Here is a 13,927-nt window from a genome sequence, read left to right on the forward strand (position 1 = left end):
TAGTTATTTATTTTTATAATTTTTCAAACTTAACTAGTATAAGGTTTGACTGTTAATCATTCTTCATTTTTTAAGAGTTGTCTAAACCCAAAATGAAGGCGATCATCTGTAAACTGTAGCAAGAACTCAGTGCCTTGCATGGTAATCGTGACAGCCCTATTGCTGACTGAACGGTGTGGAATCTCATTACCTTGGAATTCCACAGTAAGGATAGCGTCTTTTTCATAAACTTTAATCGCTAGACCCTCACTAGACTCGTATGTACCGATGATCGCCTGACGATCTGCCTCAGAGAGCACATAGTCTTCATACGTGAATGTGGCCTGATCCGGTTTAATATCCATTTCACATTGCATAGCCCCTTTTAGAAGAGCCTCAGCAGGAGCACCTGCAATATTTGTTAAACAAATAGCTGCTATATCACTATCAGGTAATACGGCAAATTGTGCTGATGCACCCTTAATACTCCCCCCATGAGTAATGAGCGTTTTACCGAAGTAATCAGGTATGATGAGTAGCCCATAACCGTAATACACACCACGCTCTACTTCAATATGTTTGGAGGTTAACATAGTAATGCTTTCTGACGTTAAAATGCCATTCCCTTCTTTTAGAAAAACATCCCCGAAACGGAGCATATCATGTACCGTTGACTTTGCGTAACCCGCTGGCCTCATAGGAGGGGCATCCCACCAAACAGGTGAGGGTTCAACCGTTGCGGTAAATGGATCCACACTGTACAAGCAAGCTGCCTGCTCATCAATACGATCAAGGTGAAAGAAACTATTTTTCATCCCTAATGGCTCAAAGATGTTTTTCTCTATATATACCTCGTATGATAACTCACTAACACGTTCGATGATCATACCCAGTAAAGCGTAGCCGTCGTTTGAATAGCTAAATGAATGTCCAGGCTGGTCAAGTGCAGAGAATTCAATTTTATTCAGATAGGCAATAAGATCCTCGTAATGATCAATGCTCTTTTGCTCACGGTCAAGGGGGACTCCCATCTTAATCTGTAACTCGAAGGAACCATCTTTCTCCATCGACTCCTTATTAGCATAAAATAGTGTATTTAAAGGTGGAATACCGGACGTATGGGTCAGTAAATGATGAAGTGTGATATCATCACTACCTTCAAAAGTGATTTCGGGTATGTATGTTTTAATGGTGTCATGCACAGAAACTTTACCAATTTCTTGTAGTTGAAGGATTGCTATACTTGTCATTGACTTTGTGATACTGCCAATACCGAAGATCGTGTCTGTTGTAACAGGCAACTGCTTTTCCTGATTACGAAAGCCAAAGCTTCCTTCGTAACGTTGGTTGTTTAAAGCAATGATTGCTGCTGGGGTTTGATGAGTGCTTATAAGTGATGTAGCAAACTCTTCGTAGAGATCTTTATTCATATTCATGCCTCTTCCTTTTATAGCTTTCATTTTGAACTGGAAACATACTGATTAGTATTTAAATACTGATTGGTATGTTAATGTAATATGATACTATTGTCAAGAGGAGGATGGACAATGAATAGAAAAAGAATGACTCATGAGGAGCGAAAAGTAGAAACGCGGAAGATGCTTCTGGAGGCAGCGGCGGAAGTTTTTGCTCAATTAGGATTTCATGGGGCATCAGTCGATAAAATTGCGGAATTTGCAGGATATAGCAAAGGAGCCGTCTACGCCAACTTTAATTCAAAAGAAGAACTGTTCCTAGCCTTATTAGAAGAGAAAATGAAAAGTGATGTAGATACGATTCATCAAGCTATGGAACAAGACCAATCCGTGGATCAATTCATTAAAAAAATAGATTATTTTTTTGACTTAGAGAGACAAACGAACAAAGTGTGGAGCATCCTTAACATGGAATTTCTTTTATATGCCATGCGTCAAGAATCTGTACGAGAAAAATGGACAGCCATGATAGTAGATTCGGTCGAACAACTTTCAGATGGAATTGAAGAAATGATGAAGACGGATGATCGTCTAAAAATACAATCTTCTGAAGAACTTGCATGGACCATTTTATCTTTAGGAAATGGAATGGCCACTCTTCATTATATTGCCGAAGATCGTGTCCCTCTTAACTTGTATGGTAAAGCATTGCAGAACATGTTTAAGCCTTTCTAGCGATTAATTACATTCCAAAAGATTGAAATAATTTATACTGGATGGTTTATAATATTAGCTTGTTTATCACTATGTATAATTACGAAAAAGCAGCTGCGGCTATAAATCCATAGCTGCTTTTTTTGTTTATCTATGAAACCTTAACTAGCTGTTCAGACTAATTCTAAAATTTTCCTAAATTAAAGCGGAAACCGCTATTTATTTTTAAAAGTCAATGTAAAATAAAGCTTAGATTGAGGAGGGATGTAAGAGTTGAAACATCAATTAATGATTGGCTGGGGCTTCTTGCTACTTGCGCTTACTGCATGCCAGGTTGGAGCCGCTGAAGTAGACCAAGATCTAATTAAACCAAAGCAACTTTCAGACAATGAGCATGAACTATTGGACGCCATTACAGACTATGGCGTATGGATCGATGTTGGTCAAATAAATCAGAGTAAACAAGTAATGATTGGCATGGACTATTATATAGATGGTGAACGTGTGGAAGAAGGATTTGAGATGAAACCAGATTTAAAAAGTGAAACCGAATCGATCCTCATTGCTCTTAACATTAATGGAGAAAATGATGACCAGTTAGATGGAATTGTTCAAGTGAATGATAAAGATGGAATGGCTCGTATTGATTTTAATCGATCATTAGAGACATTTGATTATGCTTCATCTGAAGGTACCGAGCTACAGGCAGACGGGGTATTACTTAAGGAAGAAGAAAAAAACTATATTGGTTCGTTTCAAATTGGAGATCAGATCACGCCGGTTGAACTGAAAGATATCGAATCGATGCAAAGCCCAGGACATTTACTTGCGTTTTACATTGAATATGAGTGAAGGAGTACACATTTGAAATCTATAAAAAAATTAGTTTATGTTATGAGTCTAGGTGCACTATTAGTTGGGTGTTCACAGTCAGATTTAACAATTAAAGAGGCAGAACTAACCGATAATGAAGAACTACTATTTGACTCGATCGGAAAAGAAACCTATTTATTTGATTTAGAAGGGGAACTACCAACGGGTAAGACGATGAGCATCGGTGTAGAAGAATATATCTATGGGGAATTGGAAGAGGATCGAGGCTATTTATCTGTTGGGGGATATGCAGATGAAGAGGAAGATCGTGATGAGGATTATAAAAAACTATTTATCATGATTAATGAAGATGACGAATCTGAAATGTCAGTGGATGTCCGAGTAACCTCTGAGAACGGTTTTGTCTCTTTAACTAAAGCGGAGATTGGAACAATTGACATTGAGGAAAAAGCCTATGCGTCTGATGAGATTATTGGAGAAGATGCAGTCAATCTACTGGATAGTAACGAAGAGGATAAAAGAACCTATATCGCACACCTGACCATTAGTCCTAATGGGAGCTTTAGAACCTTTGACGTTGAACATGCGACCCAACCTAATGACGATTATGAATTTCTATACCTTTTCTATATTGAAACGCATGATTTTGAAGAATAAGCGCCCTTTATGCAGGAACCCCTCATTCTCTTTAGCTAAACCCTTTTAAGGCTTCTAAATAGGCTATCTTTCCATTCTTTCTACCCTCAGCATCTTTGCGGAAAGTGCATAACTATGCTATATTTGGAATGTTAAGAATACGGAATAGAGAGATATAAGTTAGGAGCTGGAGAGGGAATATGAAGGTTGCAAAATTTGGGGGATCGTCTGTAGCGAGTGCGGTGCAAATCCGTAAAGTTGCAGCAATTATCGCAGAAGATACAGAAAGAAAAATTGTCGTCGTATCAGCTCCGGGAAAACGTGACAAACATGACTCAAAAGTAACGGATCTGTTAATTGAATTAGGTGAGCTAAGCCTTTCAACGGGTGAGGCTGAGGAGCAACTACAAGCCGTTATAGAACGCTATCGTTTGATTGCTGATGACTTAAAGGTCGATCGTGAAGTCATTAGTGTAATAGAAGCGGACTTACGCGAGCGTCTTGAAACGAACAGAGATAAGCCTGGTGTATTTATGGACGCAATCAAAGCAAGTGGAGAAGATAATAATGCGAAATTAATCGCAGCTTTCTTAAAGAGCGAAGGTATGAATGCGATTTATTTAAATCCTAAGGACGCGGGGCTGCTTGTGAGTGATGAGCCTGGAAATGCTCAAGTATTACCTGAAGCCTACGAGCATTTAATTAAATTGCGTGATCGTGAAGAAGTGATTGTGTTTCCTGGATTTTTTGGGTATTCACCAGAAGGCACTCTTGTGACATTCCCGCGCGGAGGCTCGGATATTACAGGTGCCATTTTAGCTGCTGGAACGCAAGCTGAGTTGTATGAAAACTTTACCGATGTCGATTCTGTCTACGCAGCCAATCCAACAGTTGTTGAAAATCCGGTAGAAATTAAGCGTATGACATATCGTGAAATGCGTGAGCTTTCTTATGCGGGATTCTCTGTTTTTCATGATGAAGCCTTGATTCCTGCCTTCCGAAATGGGATCCCTGTCTGTGTGAAAAACACAAACAATCCATCTTCTTCAGGAACGATGATTATTGCGGAGCGAGAATATTTCTTTAATCCAGTGATTGGTATTGCTGCAGATGACGGATTCTCTACTATTTATGTACGAAAATACTTAATGAACCGAGAAGTTGGATTCGGTCGTCGTCTTCTACAAATTCTTGAAGATGATGGCTTGTCATATGAACATATTCCTTCTGGTATTGATGATACGTCTGTTATTTTACGAGAACATCAATTAACGCCAGATATTGAAAAACGAATAATCGAACGGATTAAGAACGAGCTTCATGCTGATGATGTCTACATTGAGAAGGATTTTTCAATGGTCATGATCGTTGGAGAAGGGATGCACAACACAGTTGGTGTATCAGCGCGTGCAACCCAGGCGCTGGCTCGTGCACATGTGAATATTGAGATGATTAACCAAGGTTCATCTGAGGTTAGTTTAGTGTTAGGAGTTCATCAAGAGGACGCTGATCGTGCAGTGCAGGCACTCTACGAAGAGTTTTTCGGTGCATCAGACGGAACAATTCAATAAATAAGATGAAGTGGACCAACTAGTAAAGGCTAGTTGGTCTTTCATCAATCATAAACAAAACCCAGGTCCATAGATAGACCTGGGTTTTGTTTATGATCTTTCCTTCAACAAACGCTTAATCTCATCAAGCTCTTGCTTTAATTCAGACATTGTTGGCTGCTCTCCGTTTGCTTGCTTCTCATCATCTTCGTTAGCTTTTTCTACGTTGTTCACAATAACCCCAATGAATAAGTTAAAGATAATAAACGTACCGAGTAGCACAAATGAGATAAAGTAAATCCATGACCACTTATAAATTTCGAGAATAGATGACATAATCCCACTTGCCCAAGAATCTAATGTAACAATTTGGAACAAAGTCATTAATGAAACGGGCAGGCTTCCAAAGTAATCAGGGGCGACAGATGAGAACAGCATCGTTCCAATCACCGCGTAGATATAAAAGAAAATTGACATTAATACAAAGATGTTTCCCATCGACGGAATGGTTAAGATTAACGCGTCAACCAAGCGACGGAGGGAAGGGATTACGGATATAGCTCGAAGTATACGTAGCACTCGTAAAATCCTTAAGACCGTTACAAAATGTGCCCCCGCAAATAAATGTCCCATACCTACAATGATAAAATCAAACCAATTCCATCCTTTTGAAAAGAATGTTTTTGGAGGAACGGCTAAAAAACGCAAAATAATTTCAATAGTGAACAAATACAGCAATGTTTTATCAGCGAATGCAAAAAGTGGTTGATAGGTTTTATAAAGAGAGGGGGATGTTTCCATTCCTACAATAATGGCATTAATGATGATCAACGTGATGATTGTTCCAGTGAACCATTTGTTTTCAACGAACCGATCTAAACGAGATTGATAGAGTTTGAGTGTGGTCATATATGTAAAAGGCTCCTTCTTATCTGTTTCCCACCCTTATTTTACTAAAAGTTTGTGTATAAATATATGCTCAGTTCGTTTTTAATGAATGGAGACACAAAATATGCGAAGCTCATTTAGAGGCTTCGCATGTTTGTTAGGATGAATGGTTGGTTGGTGTGTATGCCGAACCAAGTTCTGTTGAACGCTTTACAGCTTTACCGATAGCATTCTGCAGGATTTCTTGTGTAGCGTGAGAGGATAATTCATTAATGCCTGCTTCGGTTGTGCCGCCAGGACTCATCACTTCTTTATATAATTCCTTAGGCGTTTTACTTGTTTGTTGAAGTCGCTTTCCTACTCCAACCACTGTTTGTGTAATTAACTCTCGTGCTTGTTGCTCCGAAAGCCCAGCCTCTTGGGCTGCTTTTTCCATGGCCTCAACCATGTAATAGAAGTAAGCAGGGCCACTACCAGCAACACCTGTCACGGCATCCATTTGTGCTTCATCAACAATTGAGACTGTACCGATCGCTTTAAATAACGCCTCGACGGTGAGTAAGTCAGCATCTGTTGCATACTCGCCAGGACAAATAGCAGAAGCAGATTCACCAACTTTTGCAGATGTGTTTGGCATCGTTCGAATCACTGGATTTGTTGATCCAAGCTCTTCTTCAATCAGGGTTGTAGGAATCCCTGCAATTACAGAAACAATGAGCTGTGAACTAGTCACATGCTCCCTAATGTGAGAGATCGCGTCGTGCACATTCTTCGGTTTCATCGCAAGCACGATGATGTCTGACCCTTTAATGGCCTGCAAGCGATCAGATTCTATTTCTACGGAGTATGTGTTTTTAATGTAATCAAGTCGGTCCTGGTCCTGCAAATTCGCTACAGTAATCATGCGAGGAGAGACAATTCGACGTGTAATTAAGCCGCCAATAATTGCTTCTGCCATCGAACCAGCACCTAGAAACGTAATAGACTTATTGATATTCATGAGGCAATCATTCCTTATGGTTTAATCTGACCTTCACCAAAGATCATAAATTTTGTTGATGTTAAAGCTTCCAGTCCCATTGGACCACGTGCGTGAAGCTTCTGAGTACTTATCCCGATTTCAGCACCGAACCCAAATTCAAAGCCATCAGTAAAACGAGTGGACGCGTTGTGATAGACAGCCGCTGCATCGACGCCGTTTAAGAACGTGAGCACATGCTCTTCTGTTTCACTTACAATCGCCTCGGAATGCTTTGTTCCATACGTACGAATGTGAGCCATTGCTTCTTCTGTTGAGTTAACGAGTTTAACCGCTACTTTTAAATCAAGGTATTCCTCAGCCCAATCATGTTCGCCTGCGATCGTTGCTTGAGAGTCCCATTTCAGAAGCTCTTCATCACCAAACAGTTCAACGCCATGTTCATGCAAATCAGAAAGAAGGGCAGGTAAATGGTTTTTGGCCCATGTGCGATGAATTAGCAACGTTTCGGCTGCATTACAAACGGAAGGACGTTGAGTTTTGGCGTTGATGGCGATAGAGCGAGCCATCTCTACATCGGCCGATTCATCAATAAATACGTGACAGTTTCCAACGCCTGTTTCGAGAACAGGAACAGATGCTTTTTCGACAACTGTTTTAATTAATGATGCGCCGCCCCGGGGGATTAGAACATCAAGATATTCATTTAATGTAAACAATTCAGATGCTGCTTCTCGGCTTGTATCTTCAATTAATTGAATCGCTTCCTTTGGTAGACCTGCATTAGCAAGTGCTGCTTGTAGACATTGAACAATTTGACGATTCGAATGAATTGCTGTACTGCTTCCCCGTAAAATGACCGCATTACCGGTTTTTAAGCAAAGACCTGCTGCATCAACGGTTACATTTGGGCGGGCTTCATAGATAATGCCGATTACACCAAGAGGAACTCGTTTTTTTTCAATACGTAATCCATTTGGACGATCGATTGTTTGAATGGTTTCTCCAATTGGATCTGTCAGCTCAGCGACTTGTCTTAGTCCGTCGGCCATATCTTTGATTCTGGAATCAGTTAACGTTAGTCGGTCAAGTAAGGTTTTGGTTTGACCGGCCGCCTGCCCGCTCTCTACATCAAGCGCATTCGCTGTTAGAATGGCATCGCTCTCAGCTTCAAGGGCTTGAGCCATCGTGTATAATGCTTCATTTTTTTGTGTTGTTGTTAAGCTTGCTAGGTGATACGTAATGTCCTTTGCACGTTTAGCTTTCCCTATGATTTCACTCATGATGACAGGACTCCTTCCAATTAGAAGCTACCCATTGATCTCGATGGATAATTTCTTTTCTTGTTTTTTTTGTAATTTGTTGTGCACGTGCGCTATCAAGTCCGAGTACTTGTGATAGCTCTTTTGATGATACGTTTGTTCGGCCTTTACCGACAATCGTGCCTTGCTGATTATAAACATGGATGACCTCGTCAGAAGAGAAGGTACCATGCACCGATAGGACGCCTGCTGGCAACAGACTTTTTCCTTTAATAAGAAGAGCTTGCTCGGCGCCCTGGTCAATCACAATAGAACCATTTGCATGAGAATGGAGGGAAATCCATTGCTTTGTTGTAGGCATGACGGTGTGATTGGAAAAACTCCCAAGATACGTTCCATCTCCGTTTCCATTAAGAATCGTCAACAGTTTTTCGTGACCCTCACCTTTTCCAATGAACGTGTTTACTCCTAGAGAGAGGGCGGTCTGTGCTGCTGTGATCTTAGATTTCATTCCACCAGTGCCAACCGTTGTTCCAGATTCACCCGACAAGTTCAATAATTCCTCGGTGACCTCAGGAAGATGATCAAAGCGCGTTGCATCTGGGTTCTTATTTGGATTGTCTGAATAAATGCCGTTCACATCCGTTAAAATGATCAGCATATCTGCGTGAACAAAACCAGCCACAAGGGCAGAAAGCATATCGTTGTCGCCAAAAGTCAGTTCCTCTACACTCGTTGAATCATTTTCATTAATGATCGGGATACAGCCTCTTTTTAATAATTCAGTGATGGTTCGATTGGCATTACCAAATCTGGCGTGATCTGAAAAATCATCTCGTGTGAGCAACAGCTGAGCGGGGGTCAAGCCGTATGGTGCAAATTGTTCCGTGTACCCTTGCATCAAGAGGCCTTGACCAACGGCTGCAGCTGCTTGTTTTCCTGATAGCGTCACGGGTCGGACCGGATAGCCAAGTGACGGGAACCCTGCTGCGACAGCACCTGATGAGATGAGAATCACATCATGGCCCTCACTTTTTAATGCAGCAAGTGCTCCTACATGCTCTGTCAGCTTCAGTGTACTAAGAGAGCCATTTGCTTCCGTTAATGAACTACTTCCAATCTTTACAACAATTCGTTGCCGACCCATGATTAATCCCTCTTTCTAAAAAATATAAATAAAAAACACTCCAGTCCTCATAAAAAGGACGGAGTGTTATCCGCGGTACCACCTTGTTTGACATATATCATGTCCACTTTAGCTCTTGTAACGTAAGAGTGACGTCCATCTTTTAATGGATGCTCAAAGGCAGGTTCTCCTAATGAAGCGGTGATGGGTCTTTCAGCCGGTGAACCCACTCTCTAATCACGTTCGTTAGAATACTAATCCTTCTCTATGCAATGTCATATAATGTGCTAAGTATAATTCGCCGCTTTAAAGAAGTCAAGTGGATAATGGTGTATTTTTTATTTAATTAGATTATTCAGATTAATAGATAAAAACACTTAAGATACGCCATGTATAAGGGTTCTGGGCGATTCAATCATATCTAGGTAAATTCAGATGACACTCTTGCCTAAGCCAATGAATAGCATAGGTTATGTACAAACGAAGTGCACAAGAGCGGAATGGTAATTAAAGAACCCAAAAGGGGCTGATTATGGATGTGCGGCATTACAGGGTGGATAGATTGGCGGAAAGATATGCGGAAAGAGACAGCTGCCCTTCATAAGATGGCAACAACTCTAAATCGCAGAGGTCCTGATGACTTGAATATATGGACTTCAACTCATGCTGGATTTGGTCATGCGCGGTTAGTTGTAGTTGATCCAGCAGGTGGTATTCAACCGATGACAAGAACCGTAAATAATAAAGAGTACACACTTGTTTATAATGGAGAGCTTTATAACACAGAAGAAATTCGCAGCGAGCTACTAAGACAGGGTCATACCTTTTTAGGGCATTCTGATACCGAAGTTCTCCTTAAATCGTATATTGAATGGGGAAGCGGATGTCTAGAGAAGTTTAACGGCATCTTTGCTTTTGCCATTTGGAATGAGCAAGATCAAAGCTTGTTTATGGCAAGAGATCGCTTAGGTGTGAAGCCATTATTTTATTCTGTCCTACATGGTGCGTTAATTTTTGGTTCAGAGCTAAAAGCCTTACTTGCTAATCCAAAGCTTGATGCAGTCGTTGATCGTGAGGGGCTTGCTGATGTGATGGGGCTTGCACCATCACGTACACCTGGGCAAGGCATTTACAAAAACATCTCCGAGCTCAGACCGGGTCATATGTTGATTTATGACCGGAACGGAGCAAAAGTGAGTCGTTATTGGTCTCTTAAAAGCACCGAGCACAAAGAGGATGCAGAAGAGACAGCCGCTCATATTCGTGAGCTTTTAACCGATACGGTAAAAAGACAATTGTTTGCTGATGTTCCTGTAGGGATGTTCCTTTCAGGAGGACTGGATTCAAGCGCACTAACAGCACTTGCTGCCGATATCTATAAACAAGAAGGAAGAGGATCAATCCGAAGCTATTCCATCGATTACGATGAAAATGATAAATACTTTAAGTCAAGTGCATTCCAACCGAATTCAGACGCCCCGTGGATTAAGAAAGTATCAGACGTCTTAAAAACGGATCATACAAATGCTATTATTTCCATTGATACATTAGCGGAGCAGTTAAAAGAAGCCGTAAAGGTTCGCGACCTGCCAGGAATGGCTGATGTCGATTCCTCCTTACTTTGGTTCTGTAAAGAAATTAAGAAGGATGTAACCGTTGGCCTATCAGGAGAATGTGCAGACGAAATCTTTGGCGGGTACCCGTGGTTTCATCAACCAGAAATTATGAATATCGATGGTTTCCCTTGGATGCGGTCGATTGACGAACGAGAAGATCTCCTTAATGATTCGTGGAAGTCTAAATTAAAGCTAAAAGATTATGTTCAAAGCCAATACCGCAAAACCATTAACGAAACACCACGGTTTGCTGGTGACTCAAAGGAAGAAGCAAGACGACGAGAAATCTCATACTTAAATATTATTTGGTTTATGACAAATTTATTAGATCGTAAAGATCGTATGAGCATGGGAGCAAGCCTTGAGGTACGTGTACCTTTCTCAGATCACCGACTCGTTGAATACGTCTGGAATATCCCTTGGGAAATGAAGCGTTACGGAGGCAAAGAAAAAGGAATACTCCGTAAAGCAATGGAAGGCGTTCTCCCGGATGAAGTTCTTTATCGGAAGAAAAGCCCTTACCCTAAAACACACCATCCAAAGTACGCAGAAACGGTTAAACACCTAATGGATGACGTTCTAAAGCAAAAAGACGCTCCATTGTTTGAGTTTGTAAACAAAGACAAACTCAAAGCCATTAACGAAACAGGTGGCTTTGATACAGGAACGCCATACTTCGGGCAACTCATGGCTGGACCACAGCTTCTCGCTCACTTCGTGCAGATGGATTATTGGTTGAATGAATACAATGTGAAAATAGAAGATAAGTAGGTTGGAGACCTTTCTGGTGAGTGTACTGGGAAGGTTTTTTTGTGTTTGTTGCGGGGGAAATTGATATTATTGCTAATAATGACTTTCACCAAAAGCTCCAGTTGAAAGAGTAAGAAAATAATTCAGTTAGATTCTAGAGGTATTTAGGTGATGCATAGATCTGAAAGGATTGGTTTAATAAGCAATAACTTTAAGGAGGGGTAAGTAGATGAAAAGATACTATGCTTTAATAATATGTGCATTTATCGGTTCTTTTTTAACATTTATTTCTCAAAATGACTTTTCAGCCTTAGTAATAACAAATGGTTTATTAGATGCAATTTTAGGGTGCTTGATTTATTTTTTGGATTTAAAAGAGAAAACATAGATTTCAGAAGTGGTGTGGTGCATCTTAAGCATAGTTTATGAATTGGTTATCAATTACAAAGCCATTACTAAACAAAAAAATAAGCGATTGATCTGACAGTGTAATAGGCAGCTAAGAAGATGAATAAAGGTCTTAAAAACCTCTTATTATCTTTTTTAAAAACAACGATGATAGAAATGGCATATACAAGTGGTAACCATATGAACCAAAATAGAAAATCGTCAAACAAGAATTCTAGGATTTTAATCATTCCCTTAACACATTGGATTATTTTTAGGCATCAAGTTTTTCGTCTTGTAAAAACATAAATTAGCTATGATAATAAGAATAAATGATATGGGTAATATAGTAAATTGTGATTTGTACATCAAGAATGAATCTAAGATAGTTTTATCGTATCTAGCTTGCAAAGCCATATATGCTCAAAATCATTATGTCAAACAGTACCTGAAAAGGGGCAACCCGATGGAGTATTTGTATGTATTTGTTATGATTTTTATAGTCGTTTTTATTTTGAATGGAGTACTTAACTTAATATTAAAGACAGGCACTACCATAAAGCATTGGCTCCTAATTTCTTTTATCATTTCTATTCTTTCTACGTTCTTTGCCTCGTTGATCTCGTAAGTTGCTTAAATGAAACACATTGCACTATCGAAGATGAACGCATTATCAAACAGGAGATGAATAATATGACTCATCAACAATATTTAGATCTTCAAAAACTAATAGATATTGGTGAAGAACTTAATTTTAAATATAAAGGAAATGAATATTGGATAAGTAATACTCCTGATAACAAACACCATTTAACGAGAGTAAGTGATGCTTATACTCAAACTTTTGATAATCCGAAGACTTTATTTAAAAAAGGCAAGATAGATGGTCATCATTTTGGTGATATTTATCACGATATCTCTTGGGATGATTAACATAGATTTATTTCATTTCACACCTCACCCTATCATTTACTTCTTCTTAAACAAAGTTGATAGGGTTAAAGCCAATGCTATAAAGATCAGAAAATATACCGGAGTCATCCAAATAAAATAGTAAGAGTCTGATGAGTTTTCCATAAAACCAGTATCAATTCGTATGCTATTCCAATCATGCTTTACTGGGTTTTCAGCGTGGAACGAAAATTTCTTTAAATATAGATTTTCTTGTGTCACTTTATGGATAACATAGATAAAGCTTGTGAGTAACAATATGATTGCTAGATATAATCTTTTCATTCTAATCCTCCTTTCGCTTTTTTAAAACGTTATTCCCCTTAAACATTATACCTGCTCTGAAACCGGCCTTCTCAATTCCTTCCACTCTTTATACGTTTGTACAATGGAAATGAGTAGAACGATAAGAAGCGCTGGAGATATAAATTCAGATTGAGATTGGATGCCTTGAAGAGCCATGCTTATACAGAAGATAATAATCAAAAGCAGCGCTATGATGTTGATATAAAAGTGTTCTTTGTTTGTATTTATCTTAGTCCATTTACTAATCGTTGCCTCGAGAACACCTAAAACAAGAATAGTCGTTAGAAATATAGGTGTTGTGAGTACGTTCAGTAAGGGCAGGTTTGGAAAAAAGTCTTTGATTATAAAGAGTAGAAAAGTGATATTAAAGCAGATTTGTAGTGTAATGATTAATTTTTTCATTTTAATGACTCCCGTCTGTTTTTGTTGCTAAATGCTCAATTCAACTGAATGAAATGGTATAATTCTCCTATATGATTATTAGAACCTTGAGGTGGAACATGGAGCTTAACAAATTTTTGAATACATATTACC

14 protein-coding genes and 1 other annotated feature are annotated in these 13,927 nt (G+C 39.4%); of the genes, 7 read left to right on the plus strand and 7 right to left on the minus strand.

The features are described 5' to 3' along the window. Positions 1-56: 56 nt before the first annotated feature. Positions 57-1,409: a serine hydrolase domain-containing protein gene (locus tag NSQ54_08120; protein WYP28037.1), complete on the minus strand. Its 1,353-nt coding sequence runs from the start codon at positions 1,407-1,409 to the stop codon at positions 57-59. 117 nt (positions 1,410-1,526) lie between these two features. Here NSQ54_08120 and NSQ54_08125 point away from each other — a divergent pair, with 117 nt between their 5' ends. From NSQ54_08125 to NSQ54_08140, 4 genes are all read left to right on the plus strand, one after another. Next, positions 1,527-2,129 (plus strand): helix-turn-helix domain-containing protein, encoded by a 603-nt coding sequence (locus NSQ54_08125; protein ID WYP28038.1) that lies wholly within the window; start codon positions 1,527-1,529, stop codon positions 2,127-2,129. A gap of 252 nt (positions 2,130-2,381) precedes the next feature. Continuing rightward, positions 2,382-2,960, plus strand: a complete 579-nt coding sequence (locus NSQ54_08130; GenBank protein ID WYP28039.1) for a hypothetical protein — start codon at positions 2,382-2,384, stop codon at positions 2,958-2,960. A gap of 12 nt (positions 2,961-2,972) precedes the next feature. Continuing rightward, positions 2,973-3,599 (plus strand): hypothetical protein, encoded by a 627-nt coding sequence (locus NSQ54_08135; protein ID WYP28040.1) that lies wholly within the window; start codon positions 2,973-2,975, stop codon positions 3,597-3,599. A 179-nt stretch (positions 3,600-3,778) separates the two neighbouring features. Beyond that, the gene (locus tag NSQ54_08140; GenBank protein WYP28041.1) at positions 3,779-5,149 is read left to right on the plus strand and encodes an aspartate kinase; all 1,371 of its coding nucleotides are present in this window, start codon (positions 3,779-3,781) and stop codon (positions 5,147-5,149) included. 90 nt (positions 5,150-5,239) lie between these two features. Here NSQ54_08140 and NSQ54_08145 read toward each other — a convergent pair whose 3' ends face one another. From NSQ54_08145 to proB, 4 genes are all read right to left on the minus strand, one after another. Then, positions 5,240-6,037, minus strand: coding sequence for an ion transporter (locus NSQ54_08145; protein WYP28042.1), 798 nt, complete (start codon positions 6,035-6,037; stop codon positions 5,240-5,242). A 136-nt stretch (positions 6,038-6,173) separates the two neighbouring features. Continuing rightward, positions 6,174-7,016 (minus strand): pyrroline-5-carboxylate reductase, encoded by an 843-nt coding sequence (gene proC, locus NSQ54_08150; GenBank protein ID WYP28043.1) that lies wholly within the window; start codon positions 7,014-7,016, stop codon positions 6,174-6,176. Positions 7,017-7,030: 14 nt separating this feature from the next. Then, on the minus strand, positions 7,031-8,278 hold the full coding sequence (locus NSQ54_08155; protein WYP28044.1) for a glutamate-5-semialdehyde dehydrogenase: 1,248 nt from the start codon (positions 8,276-8,278) through the stop codon (positions 7,031-7,033). Then, the gene (gene proB / locus NSQ54_08160) at positions 8,271-9,404 is read right to left on the minus strand and encodes a glutamate 5-kinase (protein WYP28045.1); all 1,134 of its coding nucleotides are present in this window, start codon (positions 9,402-9,404) and stop codon (positions 8,271-8,273) included. The genes NSQ54_08155 and proB overlap by 8 nt, the downstream gene beginning before the upstream one ends. A gap of 51 nt (positions 9,405-9,455) precedes the next feature. Further along, positions 9,456-9,660 (minus strand) — a binding site (T-box leader). Positions 9,661-9,919: 259 nt separating this feature from the next. Here proB and asnB point away from each other — a divergent pair. The 3 genes from asnB to NSQ54_08175 all read left to right on the plus strand — a co-directional run bounded on the left by asnB (position 9,920) and on the right by NSQ54_08175 (position 13,069). Next, entirely contained in the window at positions 9,920-11,770 is a 1,851-nt protein-coding gene (gene asnB / locus NSQ54_08165; protein WYP28046.1) for an asparagine synthase (glutamine-hydrolyzing), read from the plus strand. A 208-nt stretch (positions 11,771-11,978) separates the two neighbouring features. Continuing rightward, entirely contained in the window at positions 11,979-12,137 is a 159-nt protein-coding gene (locus NSQ54_08170; GenBank protein ID WYP28047.1) for a hypothetical protein, read from the plus strand. 692 nt (positions 12,138-12,829) lie between these two features. Beyond that, positions 12,830-13,069, plus strand: coding sequence for a hypothetical protein (locus tag NSQ54_08175; protein ID WYP28048.1), 240 nt, complete (start codon positions 12,830-12,832; stop codon positions 13,067-13,069). 36 nt (positions 13,070-13,105) lie between these two features. On the opposite strand, the gene NSQ54_08180 is transcribed toward NSQ54_08175, so the two are convergent. Both NSQ54_08180 and NSQ54_08185 read right to left on the minus strand, forming a co-directional pair. Beyond that, positions 13,106-13,372, minus strand: coding sequence for a hypothetical protein (locus NSQ54_08180; GenBank protein WYP28049.1), 267 nt, complete (start codon positions 13,370-13,372; stop codon positions 13,106-13,108). Between the two features lie 45 nt (positions 13,373-13,417). Then, positions 13,418-13,795: a hypothetical protein gene (locus NSQ54_08185; protein WYP28050.1), complete on the minus strand. Its 378-nt coding sequence runs from the start codon at positions 13,793-13,795 to the stop codon at positions 13,418-13,420. Positions 13,796-13,927 lie beyond the last annotated feature (132 nt).

The sequence above is a fragment of the Alkalihalobacillus sp. FSL W8-0930 genome (assembly GCA_037965595.1).
Lineage (GTDB): Bacteria > Bacillota > Bacilli > Bacillales > Bacillaceae_D > Alkalicoccobacillus.

Excerpts from the sequence above, each read along its gene's own strand:
- proB (WYP28045.1), bottom strand. The coding sequence starts at position 9,404 with ATGGGTCGGCAACGAATTGTTGTAAAGATTGGAAGTAGTTCATTAACG.
- NSQ54_08175 (WYP28048.1), top strand. The coding sequence starts at position 12,830 with ATGACTCATCAACAATATTTAGATCTTCAAAAACTAATAGATATTGGT.
- NSQ54_08170 (WYP28047.1), top strand. The coding sequence starts at position 11,979 with ATGAAAAGATACTATGCTTTAATAATATGTGCATTTATCGGTTCTTTT.
- NSQ54_08155 (WYP28044.1), bottom strand. The coding sequence starts at position 8,278 with ATGAGTGAAATCATAGGGAAAGCTAAACGTGCAAAGGACATTACGTAT.
- NSQ54_08125 (WYP28038.1), top strand. The coding sequence starts at position 1,527 with ATGAATAGAAAAAGAATGACTCATGAGGAGCGAAAAGTAGAAACGCGG.
- NSQ54_08145 (WYP28042.1), bottom strand. The coding sequence starts at position 6,037 with ATGACCACACTCAAACTCTATCAATCTCGTTTAGATCGGTTCGTTGAA.
- NSQ54_08140 (WYP28041.1), top strand. The coding sequence starts at position 3,779 with ATGAAGGTTGCAAAATTTGGGGGATCGTCTGTAGCGAGTGCGGTGCAA.
- asnB (WYP28046.1), top strand. The coding sequence starts at position 9,920 with ATGTGCGGCATTACAGGGTGGATAGATTGGCGGAAAGATATGCGGAAA.
- NSQ54_08180 (WYP28049.1), bottom strand. The coding sequence starts at position 13,372 with ATGAAAAGATTATATCTAGCAATCATATTGTTACTCACAAGCTTTATC.
- NSQ54_08120 (WYP28037.1), bottom strand. The coding sequence starts at position 1,409 with ATGAATAAAGATCTCTACGAAGAGTTTGCTACATCACTTATAAGCACT.
- proC (WYP28043.1), bottom strand. The coding sequence starts at position 7,016 with ATGAATATCAATAAGTCTATTACGTTTCTAGGTGCTGGTTCGATGGCA.
- NSQ54_08185 (WYP28050.1), bottom strand. The coding sequence starts at position 13,795 with ATGAAAAAATTAATCATTACACTACAAATCTGCTTTAATATCACTTTT.